The following is a 16590-nucleotide window of genomic DNA, read 5'->3' as shown; positions in this document are numbered from 1 at the left end:
GCCTGCGGTCTTTCCTCCTTTTTGGTCTCTTCCCTCTGTTCTCACTGCATTTAATCCCATTGATACCCCTTGCGTCAGGCTGAATTCTTTTTGGCACATTAGTTGCAAAACTGATTCATAAGAATCTTTTGTTTCATGCTAACGTAACGGGGAACCCTCATGAAGAAATTGCTTATTGCCCTGGTTGGGGCTGCCAGCCTGTTAACCCACCTTTCGGCGGCACAGGCTGACCAGCTGCAGGATATTGAAAAACGCGGTGTGATCCGCATTGCGGTACCGCAGGATTTCCCGCCGTTTGGATCGGTGGGTACTGATCTTCAACCGCAGGGCTATGACATTGATACGGCCCGCTATCTGGCTAAGGCGATGAAACTCAAACTACAGCTGGTGCCGGTGACCAGCGCCAACCGGGTGCCCTATCTGCAAACCGATAAAGTCGACCTGGTGATTTCAAGCCTGGGTAAAAACGCCGAACGCGAAAAGGTGATTGATTTTAGCCGCGCCTACGCGCCGTTTTTCCTGGGGGTGTTCGGTCCTGCAGGAGCTGAGCTGAAAGATCCGGCGGCGCTCAGCGGCAAAAGCGTTGGCGTGACGCGCGGCGCGGTGGAGGACATGGTGCTGAGCAGCGTAGCGCCGAAAGAGGCGCAGATTAAGCGCTATGAAGACAACAACACCACGCTGTCGGCCTATCTTTCCGGCCAGGTGCAGTACGTGGCGACCGGTAATCTGGTGGTCGCGGCCATTTCCCGGCAGAACGCCGACAAAGCCCCGGTGCCGAGCTTTATGCTCAAGGACTCGCCCTGCTTTATCGGCCTGAAAAAGAACGAACCAGCGCTCAAGGCGAAGGTGGATGCGCTGATTGAACAGGGAGTGAAAGACGGCACCCTTAACGCGCTGTCTGAGAAGTGGCTGAAAGCCCCGCTGCCTGCCAGCCTCGGCGTATAAGGCTGGTGCATGACGGAGCAACTTGATTTTTCTGCGCTCTGGCCCCTGTGGCCGGAGCTGCTGGCGGGACTGTGGGTCACCGTTCAGCTGACCGTACTGGCGACAGCTGGCGGTCTGCTGACAGGGATTGTCGGCGCTGCCATTCGTAGCGGGCCCCCTACGTGGTTAAGCCGGATTTGGGGCGGGTATGTGGAGATGATCCGCAACACGCCATTTGTGGTTCAGCTCTTTTTTATCGTCTTTGGCTTGCCGAATCTGGGCCTGAAGATGACCGCCGGCGAAGCCGCGCTGCTGGCGATGATTGTGAACCTCGGGGCTTACAGTACCGAAATTGTCCGCGCCGGTATTCAGGTGACGCCAAAAGGGCAGTGGGAGGCGGGGCGTGTACTGGGGCTGAGCCGGATGCAGACGTTTATCCAGATTGTTCTGCCGCCTGCGTTACAGCGCATTTATCCTGCCCTGGTTAGCCAGTGCATTATCGTGATGCTCGGATCGTCAGTAGTGTCACAGGTCTCTTATGAAGAGCTGACCTTCGCTGCCAACCTGATTCAGTCGCGCACATTCCTCAGTTTTGAGGTTTATCTGGTCACGACGGGCATTTATCTGGTGCTGTCGATAACGATGCGTCAGCTGCTGATGGCGGCGGGGCGAAAATGGCTGGGGGTACAGGCATGATGACAACCTTTACCGACTGGGACATTGTCCGCAATTTACTGCTGGCCGGGCGCTGGACGGTGCTGCTCTCCCTGGTGGCCTTTGTGGGCGGCGGGCTGGTCACATTGCCGCTTTTACTGCTGCGTCTGACCGGAGGCCGTCAGCTGAAACGCCTGATCCGCGGCTATGTCGAGCTGTTTCAGGGGACGCCGCTGCTCATGCAGTTGTTCCTCGCCTTTTTCGGCGTTGCGCTGTTTGGTATTGACGTTTCAGCCTGGACCGCAGCGTCAATGGTGCTGACGTTTTACACCAGCGCCTTTCTGCTTGATATCTGGTTTGGCAGCATTCGTGCCCTGCCAAAAGGGCAGTGGGAAGCGTCCCGCTGCCTGGGCCTGAGCTTTGGTCAGACGCTTTGTCGGGTGGTTGCGCCCCAGGCGATGCGCATCGCTATCGCCCCAACGGTAGGTTTTGCCGTTCAGGTGATCAAGGGAACGGCGCTGGCGTCAATCATCGGTTTTATCGAACTGACGAAGGCCGGGACGATGCTGACCAATGTTACGTATCAGCCGTTTAAAGTCTTTGCGCTGGTGGCGCTGGGCTACTTCATTCTGTGTTACCCGCTGTCCCGCTACAGCCGCTATCTGGAGAATAAATTCAATGCCTCTCATCACCATTAACCAGATGCAGAAGTATTACGGCGATAACCACGTGCTCAAGGGCGTCGATCTGGATATCGATATGGGTGAAGTTATCTCGATTATTGGCCGCAGTGGGTCAGGTAAAAGCACGCTGCTGCGCTGCATCAACGGCCTGGAGGGTTATCAGGACGGCAGTATCAAGCTCGGCGGGATGACCATTACCGACCGCGATTCCCAGGCGCGGGAAATCAGCCGTTCAATTGGGATGGTATTCCAGAACTTCAACCTGTTCCCGCATATGACGGCGCTGGAGAACGTGATGCTGGCCCCGCGTCGGGTGCTAAAAAAAAGCGCCGCCGAGTGCCGTGACCTGGCCCGACGTATGCTGGAGAAGGTCGGTCTCGGTGACCGGCTGGATTACTATCCCTCCAGCCTTTCCGGTGGCCAGCAGCAGCGGGTGGCGATTGCCCGCGCCCTGGCAATGTCGCCAAAAGTTTTACTCTGTGACGAGATCACCTCAGCGCTGGATCCTGAGCTCGTGGGCGAAGTACTCAAGGTGCTGGAGCAGCTGGCGGCGGAGGGTATGACCCTGATTCTCGTGACCCATGAAATGAATTTTGCCCGCGAAGTGGGCGACCGCGTGGTGTTTATGCATCAGGGGCGCGTCTGGGAGCAGGGTGACAGCAAAACGCTGTTCGCCAGTCCGCAGACCAGCGAACTGAAGCAGTTTATCTCCTCCGTGCGCGGTCTCAATTAACGTAAGGATTTTCAGATGGATATCTCTCAGTTTTCGCAAATCAACCCGCCGTCGCGGCTGCTAATGGGCCCTGGCCCAATTAATGCCGATCCTCGTGTACTGCGTGCCATGTCAAGCCAGCTTATCGGTCAGTATGATCCGGCGATGACGCATTACATGAACGAGGTGATGGCGCTTTACCGTGGCGTATTCCGCACTGAGAACCGCTGGACGATGCTGGTGGACGGCACCTCGCGGGCGGGGATCGAAGCGATTCTGGTTTCAGCGATCCGTCCCGGGGATAAAGTGCTGGTGCCGGTGTTTGGTCGCTTCGGCCATCTGTTGTGCGAAATTGCCCGCCGCTGCCGGGCGGAGGTGCACACCATCGACGTCCCCTGGGGAGAGGTCTTTACCCCGGACCAGATTGAAGACGCGATCAAACGGGTACGTCCGCGTCTGCTACTGACGGTGCAGGGAGATACCTCCACCACCATGCTGCAGCCGCTGGCGGAGCTGGGAGAAATTTGCCGTCGTTACGATGTGCTGTTTTACACTGATGCCACCGCCTCGCTGGGCGGCAATCCGCTGGAAACCGATGCCTGGCAGCTGGATGCCGTTTCGGCCGGGATGCAGAAGTGCCTTGGCGGTCCGTCGGGTACCTCGCCCATTACGCTCAGCGCACGCATGGAGGAGGTTATTCGCCGCCGCAAATGCGTTGAAGAAGGTATTCGCACCGATGCGCATCTCGATGGTGTTGATGAAATGGTGTACTCCAACTATTTCGATCTTGGGATGATCATGGATTACTGGGGGCCGGAGCGACTCAATCACCATACTGAAGCCACGTCGGCGCTGTTTGCCGCCCGGGAATGTGCGCGTCTGATCCTTCAGGAAGGCCTGGATAACGGTATTGCCCGTCATAAGCTGCACGGTGATGCGCTGGTGAAAGGTATTCAGGGAATGGGGCTGGAGACGTTCGGCGACCTCAAACATAAGATGAATAACGTGCTCGGCGTGGTGATCCCTCAGGGTATCAACGGGGATCAGGTGCGCAAACTGATGCTCGACGATTTCGGTATTGAGATCGGTACGTCGTTCGGACCGCTTCACGGTAAGGTGTGGCGTATTGGCACCATGGGCTATAACGCGCGTAAAGCGTGCGTAATGACGACCCTCAGCGCGCTGGAATCAGTGTTGAACTATCTCAGGTTCCCGACAACCCAGGGCGCCGCGATGCAGGCTGCATGGGATCACTACTGTACTGAGAGCGGGCAATGAGTAAACCAATACGCCAGCAGGCGGAGTGGCAGCAGGCTGCTGCGAGAGTGATGGCGCGTGCCGACGTGCTGGCCGCCATCAGCGAGACGCCAGGAGCATTGACGCGTGTCTATTTATCGCCTCAACACCTTCAGGCCAATCAGCAGGTCGCGCTGTGGATGAGTCAGGCCGGAATGACCGTCTGGCAGGACAGCGTGGGCAATATTTGTGGACGTTACGAAGGTCAGCAGGAGGGCGCGCCGGCCATTCTGCTGGGCTCCCATCTTGATACCGTGCGCAATGCCGGGCGTTACGACGGTATGCTGGGCGTACTCACGGCGATCGAGGTGGTCCACAATCTGCATCAGCAGGGTCGGCATCTGGAGAAAGCTATAGAGATTGTCGGCTTTTGCGATGAAGAGGGAACGCGATTCGGCATTACGCTGCTCGGCAGTCGGGGGCTGACCGGTACCTGGCCTGAAGGCTGGCTGGCGCAGACCGATGCGCAGGGGATTAGCGTGGCGCAGGCGATGGTGCAGGCAGGGCTGGATCCGGCGCGCATCAGCCATGCTGCACGTCGCGCAGAGGAGTTTGCCGCTTATCTCGAACTGCATATTGAGCAGGGCCCTTGTCTGGAGCAGGAAGATCTGGCCCTGGGCGTCGTCGAGGCGATTAACGGTGCGCGTCGCCTGAACTGCTGCTTTACCGGTGAGGCTGGACACGCGGGGACGGTACCGATGAGTCATCGTAAAGATGCGCTGGCCGCCGCCGCCGAGTGGATGATGCGCATTGAGACCATGACCGGCGAAAGGGGCGGAAATCTGGTTGCTACGGTGGGCACGCTGCGCCTCGCACCGGGTGCGGTAAACGTTATCCCCGGTGACGTGTCGCTCACGCTCGATATTCGCGGGCCAGCTAACGAGCCGCTTGATTCGCTGTTGAATGCGCTACTGGCTGAGGCGCAGCTGATTGCTGCCCGCCGCCAGTTACAATTTAGCGCCGAGACGTTTTATCGTATTTCCGCTACCGCCTGCGACAGCCGTTTACAGCAGGTACTCCGCGACGCGGTGCATGCAGTGCAGGGACGTTCACTGACCTTGCCAAGCGGTGCCGGGCACGACGCCATTGCTATTGCCGGACGTTGGCCGGTGGGAATGCTCTTTGTGCGCTGTAAAGGGGGAGTCAGTCACCATCCCGCAGAGTCGGTTAATGCTGAAGATGTGGCGCTGGCGCTGGATGCTTTTTCACGTGCGGTCTTTGCGTTAGAGGGGCTGGAATAAGCTTTGTGTCTTGATTTTTCTGGATACAAAAAAGCCCGCAGGCTTGCGCCATGCGGGCTTTCAGGACTTCGTATCAGGCTCTGGTGACCGTTAACAAAGAATTTTGGTGGAGCTGGCGGGAGTTGAACCCGTGTCCGAAACTCCGTAACCGTATAATAAAGAAAGATTAATTATCCGTGAAAATTGCCGCGGCTCCTTTACGGCTCCTTTCGCGTCCCGCCACTGGCAAGGAGTGGTCTTCGCTCAGTGTTCCCGTCGTACTCTTTCAAATATGATCCATAATGCCTGAATAGCATCTCTGGCCCCTTATGCCCCATCTGTCCGGCGAGCCAGAAAAGGTTGGCGCCTTGGCTGATGTGGCGGGTCGCGAAGGTATGCCTGGTCTGGTATGGGTTACGGTATCTGATCCCCGCTTTACGTAATGTCGGAACCCAGGCTTTTTTGCGGATTGCGTCTGCGCTGGCCCATGGCTTATTCGTTTTCGGATCCTCGAATATCGTGGCGTCTTTCATAAAGGTGAAGGTTTTCTGATTCGCCAGCACAGCCATCGCCGCATCGTTAAGTTCCACCTTGCGCGTTCCTGCCTTTGTTTTCGTCCCCTTAATAACCCCTACTACACTCGCGTTCTGAACGTGCGCCGTCTTCCCGATGAAATCTATATCGCGCCAGCGCAGTGCGCATAACTCCGAGCTGCGTAAACCCGTCTGGATCGCGAACATAAACAGGTTGCCCCATTGCTTATTTGTGGCAGAGGAGAGGAGGGCATCCACTTCTGCTGGTGAAAGCGGATCGACAATATAATCGCTGTCAGCAGTCGATTTGTCGCTTTGATACCGGGATGCCGTTATCAGGGATACAGGATTGAGTTGGAGGACGCCATCTGTTACAGCCTCATCAAGCGCTGATCGCAAGAAAGAAAGTTGGTTGCGAATTGTCTTCAGCGTAGTGGTGCGGCTCTGGATCCACGCCTTCATTGCAGCCGGTGTAAGCTCGCTTGCAGGTAGTGAGTGAAGAGCTGCCAGCGCGCTACGACATTTTTTATAACCGCCGATGGTAGACGGCGAAAGTTTTCGCGTTTCACAGATTTGAATGTATTCGTCCAGGTACATTTTTATTGTCTTTCCAGCGGCCGCATTGCCAAATAATTTTAACCGTGCAGATCGAGGGAAATATTCTGCATAAACGAATGTTCCACGCTCGATTTGATTATGAATTTCGCCGAGGGTCCGCTCGGCGTATTTCAAGTTTTTAGCGCTCACCTCTAAATTTGAAAGGGGTTCTCTGCATTTCACCCCTTTATAAGTGAACGTGATATTTATGGTTTCACCCTGGCTGTGCTTCCTGATGGTCACGCCGCGCGGGAGTTTAGGCGACTCTGTCTTGCCCATTTAGCTACCTCACTCAAATCGATCCATCTCTCCTTAACGCCTTCCACTTTCAGAACTTGAACACCTTCACGCCAAACTCCGCGCTGTAAGCGCTTATTAATGGCATCAATGCTCTCACCAGTTTCATTGCAATAAGCTGAGATAGGCACACAATCGAGGTTCAGCATAATTCCTCCACTTTACCGGCTGCACCCGGTCATTCTTTGAAAATACAGGTCCCGCAACCATTGCGGAACCAGTCACAACAACTACCACATCCGTTTACTTTTTTATTTGCGGGTCCTCCTGCTGCGGTACTTCTTTAATATGCAGGCGTGGTTCGCCATCTTTTGGCTTCGGCCAGCGCCGAGCTTTGTTGATCGCCAGCTTCTCAATCATCGCCAGGGTAATCTGTTCGTCGGTGACTCCTGCACGGCGCTGAGCATCCCACAACAAGAATTGCATATCAGCCCACTCGCTGAGGTCGCCAGGCTCGGCCGCTGCTTCTAAAGCCTCCTTAGAAAGGTGCTTAAGCGGGCCGACAGGGCCAGCATCGCCAAACGTAGACTGTGACCATTCTGCATGCTCAATGCGAACAGCTTGCCGTGGTTCGGCTTTATCCTGAAGCATCGCCGCGCGGCAGGCGTTCCAGCCGCGATTAAATTCGCCCTCCCAACCCCAATCCAACCCACCTAGCCGATGCTTAATTTCTTCCGGCACTACCGGCGCTGGAGGGGCTGCGTAAACTATGCGGCCTCTGCCACCTGCGCTAACAACACTCTGATAAACTTCTTTGGTTGTATCGTACCAGTCGTAGTTTATGAGTTGATACACTGGCTCAGCTGTCAGCGCTGCCAGCGTGGTTTCAGCCAGGCGCAGGCGTATAGCTGTTTGCTGAGACGGAATAAGCTCGTCACGCTCGCGCCAGAAAGCAACTTCTTCACGCGCCTGATTGATCAACTGCTCTTTGGTGAATGTCATGAGTGAGTCCTTATACTGCTAATTGCAACTGCATGTCGAAACGGTCACGCTGCTCGCAATACGCGAGAGATCCGGGGCTGTTGTGCGATTCAATGCGCTCTACCATGAGCGCAGCGCGAGTCTCTTTAGACGCCGGGGCATACGCCCCAGACCAGGCCTTATCAATGCCGATATTCCTGGCAACGTTCGTACTGTCTGCGCTGGCTAGCGGTAGTTTTGTGAAAATCAAAGGATTTAACATGCGCAGACCGTGTAACTTCGTGACTGGCTGGCCATAGTCATCAGTGACATGGCGGATCAGGTCTTTAATCCTAGCCACAGCGAGATTAGGGCGCTTGACGTCATAGTCTCCGCAACTGCCGATCGCCACGCGGGGATATTCGTTGCATAGCTTGATAAAGCGGTCGTCACTCTCGTTCATATGCCAGACCGGAACACCGAAGAATTCACCGTGCGGCCACTCCTGTAAAAGCGCCTCGTTTTCTTCTTCCCCGCCATCGATAACGTCAGGGATGATGGCGAAGTCAAATCCAGGGTGATTCTTCCAGCGCGAGACAAACGCGTAGTAGTCTCCCCAGTCGATTTTGTTTTTGCCCGCGGCCTTCCATGCGGTGAATGCTCCATTGTCCAAGGCAAAAGACTGACAGTATTCAGCTGCGAGATCGATCTGGCCGGAGTGTGCGAACGAGATGAAGGCATGCCGTCCTTTCCACGCCTTCAGCGCGCACGTATCCGGCGTAATGGGACCGCCGTGATAGTGGATCATATCAGCCCTCCCCGTTGATGCTGACGAGGATGCCAGCGGCTACCAGTTCTGTGGTGTTGGCATCCTGGCGAAGTTGGGCGGCGAACTCGATAGCATCGGCCTCGCTAATGTCTGCGTGTATCTCCCGGGCAAACATCTCCACGCCCTGAGCGCGTAGTTCAGCCTGGTGGGCGTCGGTGGCCGGGGTTTTGATTCGTTTTGCTCCAGTTTCTATCGCCTCTCTCGTACTGCTACCGATTTCGCTAGTACCAAGTTTTCCGATGAAATTAACAATCTGGTCAGGGAACTGCTTCAGCCCGGCATTCTCCGCCGCTAGCGCATCCCGCTGCTTAGTCGCTTCGCGTTGCGCCACCAGTGCAACATCCAGTCGTGTGGCCAGCTCCCTTACCAGTTCTCCCGACGCTTTCGGCAAATAGCGTGCAGCGTGGTGGGCGGCGTGAATTAACTGGATATTGGTCAGGCGCATTTGCGGATCCCCGTCAGTTCATTGAACCGGGCCATGAACAGGCCATAAGCCTGACGTGGGCGAAGCGGGATGACGGTAAACATGTCGGTCGTTGGGATGCCTTCGAGCACTGGCCACACGGTACCGTCGTCGATATCGAGATCCCGGCGTTCGGTACCGAGCATAACCAGGTCGGCATACTTAACCGTGTCGTGCTGGTGGGTCGGTAATCCGAACTTCGCACGGATTTCGCTATCGACATACGCCTCGATACGCTGGTAATCCGGGAGCAGGTGTTTCAGCGGCGCCGGGATGTCCTGGCAATACGCTTCAGCAGCATCATGCAGCAGCGCTTCAAGCGCGAACTCTGCGGGTACCAGCTGGCTGACCAGCACTGAATGCTGCGCGACGCTGTAGAACTCCGGCAGGTGGCCGGCAAAGCGGCAGATGTGAGAAAGGGCAGTGGCAATATCCTCGATCACGATATCTTCGTGATGAATATTGAGGTAGTTAATATGCTTCCCGGATAGTGTCTGAATATATGACATTACGTGTTCTCCATTAATACGCGCTGCACCGCGCCTGATTTTTGGTTGAGCGAATCCCTCGCCTGCTGGCGATCGTTAATTTAATTTCGCTTCACTAAATGCCCCTGATGCGGGGCATTTAAGGCAACGTAATTAAGCGCTGAAAGAACCGATAAAGGTTTCCACCTGGCTGTCTTTGAACTTCTCGACCAGCAGATCACGGAACTCAGTGGCCATATCTTCCTGCTGGGCTTCCAGCTGAACAATGCGCAGCACCAGAGTAGGGCGATCGCCGCCGATGATGCTCAGCCGCAGTTTGAATGGACGCTCCGCCAGGCCTTCGAACGGCACGCAGCGAAACTCGAACGCCACCGGCATGATGTCCTGCGTGCGAGCTTCAACGCTTTCCATCAGAGAGCGCTTGCCGCTAAAGTCCTGATCCTCGTAGTCAGCTTTCTGGATGGACTCGATAGTGATCTTGCGGATCGCCGCCGCAGACTTCTTCGCGTCGATCGTTTCGCCGTCGGCATCAAAGCCGAGCAGATTTTCTGCCCAGTCTTCCAGCCACTCAGCCAGTTCTTTCTGGCTGTGGCGATAGCCATTGATGGACAGCAGGGAGGCAAACGGGGCGGTCTTTTTCAGCGCCAGCAGGGCAGTATTATCAGCGTGGCCCGGATTATTAAGCGTGCCCAGGTTGAACACGGCAGCCGCGCGCATCTCATCGGCATTGATGAAGCAGCGGGTACCCTCAACTACATAGCCGATAGAGTAGCGGGCAAAGTCGTCAATGCTGGCGGTCTGCATTTTGCCGCGAAAACGGTAGCGCTCCAGCGACAGGCGCTCCAGGTTTTCGATGCTGGCACCAGCTGGTAAGACGGCAGCCGGGCAGTCAACAGATGACAACTTCTCTTCGACGAACTGCGACAACACCAGAGTCTGGATTTTTTCAATCGCGCCGGAGTCTAAAGAGTGGGACATGGTATTTCCTTAACGTGGGTGAATGGTAGGTTACTGCTGCGAGCGCAGCTTCGCATCCGGATCGCCTTTGAGGCTGAACAGCTGCCCCTGGTCTTCCTGCAGGATGGTCAGCTTGCCGCCGCGGTTGACGTACATCGGCGTTTCGGTGCTGTCCTCTTCCGAGGATTTGCCTCGAGGGGTAGGGCGTACATAAGCCAGCTTGTGCTTGATCATCACGCGCTTCTCTTCGACTGAGTTGCTCATGCGGTCCAGCTCAAACGTCAACGTAACTTTTCCCTTCTGGCCGTTGTTGAGAACGCCGAAGGCGACCTCACTCAGTGCCACGGCGATCTTGTTCTGGAACACGCCGCCGTCCAGTTCGCCCATAAACTCGGGCACATCGGTCAAACGTTCATTACTCATCGGGTATACCCTCTGAAAACAGGCTGCTGACACAGCCGGGTTAGTTTCTCCACACAACACAGAAGAGCATCTGCTGGTGGAACAGCCCGTGCGATTGGGTTATGAGCCGTCGCTACGGTGATGCTCTTGTGTGTTGCGTAAAAAAATTGCGGCATCCTCACGGGTAGAGACAGATGCCGCCAAAGACAGCAACGCAGCTTTTACAGGTTACAAGTTGTGGGCCAGACGCTGATCTTCTGGTTGCCGTCGGAGCGGCTGCAATTCACCACAACTGGAAGCGCACTCCGCTGTTTTCACACCTGTCACCCATAACTGGTTTGAAGGAGTGCGCTTACATGTTGTGTCGTGAATTTAAGCATACCCGCAGGTATATAATTAAATCAATACCTGCGGGTAAATATTTTGAGAATGAGTAAACGACCATTAAAAAATGGCGCTATAGGAAATCAGAAAGGGGGAAGGAAAACGGCGACGCTGGGCCGCCGAAAGAACTACTTCAGCATGATCCTGGCTTCGATAACCACACCGATGATTCGGCAGTTACCGTTAATGGGGATCATGGGATAGATAGGATTTAAAGGCTTAAGGTACTTCTGCCCTGCGTCGATGATTAATTTTTTGAAGGTGGCCTCAGAGCCTTCAAGCTTAGCAACCACGAGGTCTCCGTTCTCGGCCTCACGCCCTGTGTCGACGAAAATCATCATACCCTCAGGGATGCTAAGCCCAACAGGCGAAGTCATGGAGTCGCCTTGCACTTTCAGCCAGAACGCCGGACCCATTACATGGGCGGAAGATTCTGGCCATTCGTCAATGTCGTTTAATGAATATGGTTCCAGGGCTTCAGACCATGCCCCAGCTTGAACCCAGCTTATCAATGGATATCCCTTCATTCGGCTTGGTTGCTTTGTAACTCGTATGTTTTGCACATCTTGAGCCACAAGTCCATCCATCCAACCGCGAGGTAGGTCAAAAGATCTTTCGATTATCTCAACCATATCATCGGCGATACGTTTCTTACCCGATTTTCCTTCAGGGTATAACATCCGTGAAACATAGGATGGTTCCCGGTCAATTTTGCGGGCGATGCTTACCGCCTTGCCGTCGCAGTAATCATCCCTCAGCTGAATGAGGCGTAGCCTTCGTTTTTCGTATTTATCCATGCTCATGAGCATAGCGAAGTTTACCTTGTGGTAAATAACCCATGGGTATTGAAATTTACTTTACCTATGGGTATATTCTCTTGAGGGCATAAACCATCAAGAGGAAAAGCAATGGACGAACTGAGGGCCTTTCTGAACAGCCTTACGCTGGCAGAGCAACGCGAGTTCGCAAAAAAGTGTGGCACTACGCTGAATTCGCTGCGCGTGGCACTCGCAAAAAACTCGGCTCTGGGTACAGAACTTTCAGTGGCGATCGAGCTGCATAGCAACGGTGAAGTAACTCGTAAAAAGCTTCACCCCGATCGCTGGAAATATATGTGGCCAGAGCTGGAAGACTGTCCGAAGCGTGACAGCTAACCGAGAGTTTAGTGCGTAACTAACGTTACACAATTAAGCCGAATTGATGAACTACCAAAGGAAAAACAACATGGTAGAGCAAAGTTTGAAAGATGTAGTTAAGTCGATGTGCAAAGCCTATCCGGGCGGGCGTGAAGCGATGGCAGGCGCTCTGGGTATGAAGCTGTCTCAGTTCAATAACAACCTGTACGAGAAGAACGGCTGCCGCTTCTTTGAAGTGAACGAGCTGGAGGCGATGGAGGACATCTCGAACACCTCATTTTTGGCTGATTACTTCGCTCAACGCCGCGGCGCGCTGCTGGTGGATGTGCCTCAGCTTGATGATCTCGACCGTGTGGATCTTTTTACTCGAGCCATGCGTACGGCAGCTGCACGCGGGCGCGTAGATCAAATTATCCAGGCTGCTTTGGAAGATGGGGTAATCGAAGCACATGAAGCTGAAGAAATTCAGGAACATCACCGACGCCATCTGGCTGCGCGTGAAGAAGAAATTCGCGCAATCGTCGCATTGTTCAGCCGTAAGAAAAGCCAAAAGAAATGACGCCCGCGAGTGTGCAGCTCCGGGCGTCGTGGCGTGTCGTATCAGTGGAGAAACTAACGCATGAACAGTTTAAACCGATTCAGACCAGCTAAGCAATTCCGTTGCCCGCCGCTGGTAGGGCGAAATGCCCCGTTCGGCTATGTGGAAAGAATACAAACAGCCGACGGTACCCACAACTACCAGTCACCGAGCGATGTGGTAGGGACATTTGCAGCAATGAATGACCAAGGGCGTAAAGCATGGAACCTCTTGATCGGCGTTACCGAGACAACCGAGGAGTCGAAGTCAATGTCATCGGATACGACCGCGAACGGCGGCAAGTTATCTTCCTGCGAAAAGGCTACGAGCATGAATGCATGCAGCCTGTTGACCGGTTCCGGGAGAAATTTAAAAGGGTTGATGGATGAGCACTAAATTAAGCAGCTACGTTTGGGACGGCTGCGCGGCTTCCGGCATGAAATTGTCCAGCGTGGCGATCATGGCGCGCCTGGCTGATTTCAGCAGCGATGAGGGAGTCTGCTGGCCTTCCATCGAAACTATTGCGCGGCAGCTCGGTGCCGGGCCAAGCACTGTGCGAACGGCGATCGCGAAACTTGAGAAAGACGGCTGGCTGAAGCGCACTCAGCGCCGCCAGGGTAACCGTAACGCATCCAATATCTATCAGCTGAATGTGGCAAAGCTCCGTACTGCGGCACTGTCTCACCTGCCAGATTCTGACACGTCAAATTCTGACGCCTCAAAATCTGACCCGTCAAAATTTGAGGCGTCAAAATCCGGACAAAAAGGCGGTTTTGACCCGTCAGAATCTGGCGGGGATCCGTCAGTAAAATCAACTACTGATCCATCAGATAAAAAACCTTCTTGTCCGGTTGCGCCGCAACCCGACCCTGCCGTGGTGATCACTGATCAGGCGAAACAGGTTTTATCTCACCTGAACCAGACCACTGGATCTCGGTACCAGGTCTGCAAGTCGTCCCTGGAAAACATTCGCGGCCGTCTGGCTGAAGGGTTTACGCCTGACGAGCTTACGCTGGTGGTTGATTACAGCGTCGAGAAGTGGGGCGACGATCTGAAAATGGCCGAATATCTTCGCCCAACGACCCTGTTCCTGCCTTCCAAATTCCCCGGCTACCTGCAATCGGCGAACAAGTGGAACGCTGCAGGGCGCCCGGCGCGCGAAACGTGGGGCCAGCGTAAGGCGGATCCGATGAAGTTCGGCCCTGTTGATAAAACTATTCCAGAGGGGTTCCGGGGATGAGATACGGATCTGTTTGCAGCGGTATCGAAGCGGCGAGCATTGCCTGGGAATCCCTTGGCTGGGAGGCGGCATGGTTCTCCGAGATAGAGAAGTTCCCGTCAGCTGTTCTGGCGGCGCGGTGGCCTGAGGTTGCCAACCTGGGCGATATGACCCTGATTGCGGCGGCCATTCGGGTCGGTGCCGTAGAAGCTCCTGATGTACTGGTGGGTGGTACACCGTGCCAGGCATTCAGCATTGCTGGATTACGCAACGGTCTCGCCGACACGCGCGGCCAGTTAACCCTTTCTTACGTGGAATTAGCCAATGCAATCGACGCAAAACGCCGCGAGCGCGGTGAGCCAGAATCTATCATCGTCTGGGAAAACGTCCCCGGCGTACTCAGCAGCAAAGACAATGCCTTCGGGTGTTTTCTGGCAGGACTTGCCGGAGAAAGCCGTGAATTGCAGCCAGCAGGGGGAAAATGGACGCACGCAGGTTGTGTGTCTGGACCAGAAAGGGTTATTGCCTGGCGCGTCCTTGATGCTCAATTTTTCGGAGTGGCCCAACGCCGCCGCCGTGTGTTCGTTGTCGCAAGTGCTCGAAAAGGATTCGATCCCGCAGCGGTACTTTTTGAGCTCGACAGCGTGCGCCGGGATTCTGCGCCGCGCCGAGAAACGCAAAAGGCTATTGCCGCCCTTACTGCACGAGGCGTTGGAACGTGTGGCGCAGACGACAATCAGGCACAAGCTGGACACCTGATAGCTCAGTGCGCTAATGGTGACGTTAGCCACACATTGAAGGGTGAAGGCTTTGATGGCAGTGAGGACGGAACCGGGAGAGGAGTTCCAGTTGTGGCTTTCGGCGGTGGAAACACCAGTGGAAACATCGATGTTGCTGCTTGCCTGACTGCGAAAGGACAGAGAATAGATTTTGAAGTGGAAACCTTCGCAGTGCACGGGACGCAGGATCCTGACACTAACCGAGAACTGGCGCACACGCTTGGACGCAACAATGGACAGGAAAACGCCTGCATTGCATTTAGTTACAAAGATAATGGGGCTGATGCGACGCCGGATCTGTCTCCAACGATTCGCGCAGGCAACCACGATAAAAGCCATGCCAACAGCGGGCAGCCCCCAGCTATTGCGTATGCATTCAAGGCTGAGCAGGGTGCTAAAGCAGGCGGAATTGGTTATGCCGAAGAGCAATCTCCGACTTTAACCAGCGCCAGCAGTGGAACCAACCTTGCTCCAGCGGTAATGCATGGCGTAGCAGTGCGTCGACTAACGCCGGTAGAGTGCGAGCGCCTTCAGGGTTTCCATGACAATTACACCCTGATCAGTTGGCGCGGAAAGGATGCAGATGATTGCCCGGATGGCCCGCGCTACAAAGCTATCGGCAACAGCATGGCGGTACCAGTGATGCGCTGGATTGGTGAGCGTATCGCCGCGAAACTGACAGAGACAAAGCTGGTTGCGTCGCCAGCATCACCACCAGCCCGCACCTGGCAGCGCCCTTTCCTCAAGTGGGCTGGTGGAAAATACCACCAGTTGTCGGATATCGACCGCCTGATCCCCACCGGCCAGCGCCTGATTGAGCCGTTTGTTGGTGGAGGTTCTGTGTTCATCAACTCCCATAAGCACGACACTTTCCTGCTGGCGGACATCAACGCAGACCTGATCCACCTGTACCAGATGCTGGCTGTGGTACCGGATGTCGTGATTCATCAAGCCCGCCTGTTGTTCAGCACCAAAAACAGCGCCGCCGGGTATGCCGAAGTCGCCGAAGATTTCAACGGGCAGCTGCTGGCCGGGTCGGAGCGCGCCGCAGCTTTCCTGTACCTGAACCGGCACTGCTTCAACGGGCTGATCCGTTACAACCTCGCCGGAAAGTTCAACGTTGGCTGGGGCAAATACCCCAATCCATATTTCCCTGAAAAAGAGATCGAGGCGTTCACTGCGCTGGCGAGCAACTGCGTATTCATGAATGCCGGGTTCCGCCGCACGCTTTCTCTGGCTGGCGAGGGCGATGTCGTTTACTGCGATCCGCCTTATGAGCCGCTGCCGGGCACCAGCGGGTTCACCAGTTATGCGCCAGGCGGTTTTAGCTGGGACGACCAGATTGCCCTGGCGGAGTGCTGTATTGCCGCCCACCAGCGGGGTGCCAGAGTGGTGATCAGCAATTCATCAGCGCCCCGCATCATTGATCTGTACCAGCAGCACGGCTTTGAACTCAAATACGTCCGCGCCCGGCGCGCGATATCCAGTAAATCCAGTACACGCGAAACCGTCAGCGATATCGTTGCGGTTATGTAGGGGG

The 16590-nt window shown here is 55.2% G+C and carries 19 protein-coding genes and 1 pseudogene; 11 read left to right on the top strand and 9 right to left on the bottom strand.

Annotation, left to right across the window (positions count from 1 at the left end; genetic code table 11):
• Positions 1-159 precede the first annotated feature (159 nt).
• From FHN83_RS05830 to hpxK, 6 genes are read left to right on the top strand one after another with little or no spacing between them, the layout of a single operon-like run.
• On the top strand, positions 160-945 hold the full coding sequence (locus FHN83_RS05830) for a transporter substrate-binding domain-containing protein (protein WP_039030079.1): 786 nt from the start codon (positions 160-162) through the stop codon (positions 943-945).
• Between the two features lie 9 nt (positions 946-954).
• Positions 955-1620: an amino acid ABC transporter permease gene (locus FHN83_RS05825; RefSeq protein ID WP_139563443.1), complete on the top strand. Its 666-nt coding sequence runs from the start codon at positions 955-957 to the stop codon at positions 1618-1620.
• A complete protein-coding gene (locus FHN83_RS05820; RefSeq protein ID WP_176556535.1) occupies positions 1620-2276 on the top strand; it encodes an amino acid ABC transporter permease in 657 nt (218 codons plus the stop codon). Before FHN83_RS05825 ends, FHN83_RS05820 begins: the two co-directional genes overlap by 1 nt.
• Positions 2257-2994 carry an amino acid ABC transporter ATP-binding protein gene (locus tag FHN83_RS05815; RefSeq protein ID WP_039030081.1) on the top strand — a complete coding sequence of 246 codons (738 nt, stop codon included), beginning with the start codon at positions 2257-2259 and terminating at the stop codon, positions 2992-2994. Before FHN83_RS05820 ends, FHN83_RS05815 begins: the two co-directional genes overlap by 20 nt.
• Positions 2995-3009: 15 nt before the next feature.
• On the top strand, positions 3010-4251 hold the full coding sequence (locus FHN83_RS05810; RefSeq protein ID WP_138371004.1) for a pyridoxal-phosphate-dependent aminotransferase family protein: 1242 nt from the start codon (positions 3010-3012) through the stop codon (positions 4249-4251).
• Positions 4248-5510: an allantoate amidohydrolase gene (gene hpxK, locus FHN83_RS05805; RefSeq protein WP_139563441.1), complete on the top strand. Its 1263-nt coding sequence runs from the start codon at positions 4248-4250 to the stop codon at positions 5508-5510. The genes FHN83_RS05810 and hpxK overlap by 4 nt, the downstream gene beginning before the upstream one ends.
• 197 nt (positions 5511-5707) lie before the next feature.
• On the opposite strand, the gene FHN83_RS05800 is transcribed toward hpxK, so the two are convergent.
• The 9 genes and pseudogenes from FHN83_RS05800 to FHN83_RS05760 form a co-directional block, all read right to left on the bottom strand.
• Positions 5708-6898, bottom strand: a complete 1191-nt coding sequence (locus FHN83_RS05800) for a site-specific integrase (RefSeq protein ID WP_139563440.1) — start codon at positions 6896-6898, stop codon at positions 5708-5710.
• The gene (locus FHN83_RS28515) at positions 6859-7065 is read right to left on the bottom strand and encodes an excisionase (RefSeq protein ID WP_103822585.1); all 207 of its coding nucleotides are present in this window, start codon (positions 7063-7065) and stop codon (positions 6859-6861) included. Before FHN83_RS28515 ends, FHN83_RS05800 begins: the two co-directional genes overlap by 40 nt.
• A 124-nt stretch (positions 7066-7189) precedes the next feature.
• A pseudogene (locus FHN83_RS28510) lies at positions 7190-7492 on the bottom strand (dATP/dGTP pyrophosphohydrolase domain-containing protein); the annotation flags it as partial.
• A 376-nt stretch (positions 7493-7868) separates the two neighbouring features.
• Entirely contained in the window at positions 7869-8624 is a 756-nt protein-coding gene (locus FHN83_RS05785) for a hypothetical protein (protein ID WP_139563439.1), read from the bottom strand.
• Between the two features lies 1 nt (position 8625).
• Positions 8626-9090 carry a hypothetical protein gene (locus tag FHN83_RS05780; RefSeq protein ID WP_139563438.1) on the bottom strand — a complete coding sequence of 155 codons (465 nt, stop codon included), beginning with the start codon at positions 9088-9090 and terminating at the stop codon, positions 8626-8628.
• Positions 9081-9617: an HD family hydrolase gene (locus FHN83_RS05775; RefSeq protein WP_139563437.1), complete on the bottom strand. Its 537-nt coding sequence runs from the start codon at positions 9615-9617 to the stop codon at positions 9081-9083. Before FHN83_RS05775 ends, FHN83_RS05780 begins: the two co-directional genes overlap by 10 nt.
• A 132-nt stretch (positions 9618-9749) precedes the next feature.
• A complete protein-coding gene (locus FHN83_RS05770; protein ID WP_139563436.1) occupies positions 9750-10574 on the bottom strand; it encodes a YfdQ family protein in 825 nt (274 codons plus the stop codon).
• Between the two features lie 30 nt (positions 10575-10604).
• On the bottom strand, positions 10605-10976 hold the full coding sequence (locus FHN83_RS05765) for a hypothetical protein (protein ID WP_114316997.1): 372 nt from the start codon (positions 10974-10976) through the stop codon (positions 10605-10607).
• A gap of 491 nt (positions 10977-11467) precedes the next feature.
• Positions 11468-12136 carry a LexA family protein gene (locus FHN83_RS05760; protein ID WP_419146407.1) on the bottom strand — a complete coding sequence of 223 codons (669 nt, stop codon included), beginning with the start codon at positions 12134-12136 and terminating at the stop codon, positions 11468-11470.
• A gap of 111 nt (positions 12137-12247) precedes the next feature.
• On the opposite strand from FHN83_RS05760, the gene FHN83_RS05755 reads away from it, so the two are divergent.
• The 5 genes from FHN83_RS05755 (at position 12248) to FHN83_RS05735 (ending at position 16586) form a co-directional block, all read left to right on the top strand.
• Positions 12248-12493, top strand: coding sequence for a YdaS family helix-turn-helix protein (locus FHN83_RS05755; protein WP_139563435.1), 246 nt, complete (start codon positions 12248-12250; stop codon positions 12491-12493).
• Between the two features lie 70 nt (positions 12494-12563).
• Complete coding sequence (locus FHN83_RS05750; protein WP_139563434.1) at positions 12564-13034, top strand: YmfL family putative regulatory protein; 471 nt, start codon at positions 12564-12566, stop codon at positions 13032-13034.
• Between the two features lie 239 nt (positions 13035-13273).
• Positions 13274-13441 carry a DUF4222 domain-containing protein gene (locus tag FHN83_RS05745; RefSeq protein WP_139563433.1) on the top strand — a complete coding sequence of 56 codons (168 nt, stop codon included), beginning with the start codon at positions 13274-13276 and terminating at the stop codon, positions 13439-13441.
• Positions 13438-14292 carry a conserved phage C-terminal domain-containing protein gene (locus FHN83_RS05740; protein WP_139563432.1) on the top strand — a complete coding sequence of 285 codons (855 nt, stop codon included), beginning with the start codon at positions 13438-13440 and terminating at the stop codon, positions 14290-14292. Before FHN83_RS05745 ends, FHN83_RS05740 begins: the two co-directional genes overlap by 4 nt.
• Complete coding sequence (locus FHN83_RS05735; protein ID WP_139563431.1) at positions 14289-16586, top strand: Dam family site-specific DNA-(adenine-N6)-methyltransferase; 2298 nt, start codon at positions 14289-14291, stop codon at positions 16584-16586. Before FHN83_RS05740 ends, FHN83_RS05735 begins: the two co-directional genes overlap by 4 nt.
• Positions 16587-16590 lie beyond the last annotated feature (4 nt).

Origin of the sequence: Leclercia adecarboxylata, assembly GCF_006171285.1 — a bacterium.
GTDB classification, from domain to species: Bacteria; Pseudomonadota; Gammaproteobacteria; order Enterobacterales; family Enterobacteriaceae; genus Enterobacter; species Enterobacter barmai.
Note: the sequence above shows the minus strand (reverse complement) of the source record. Positions and strands in the feature narration are given on the sequence as shown.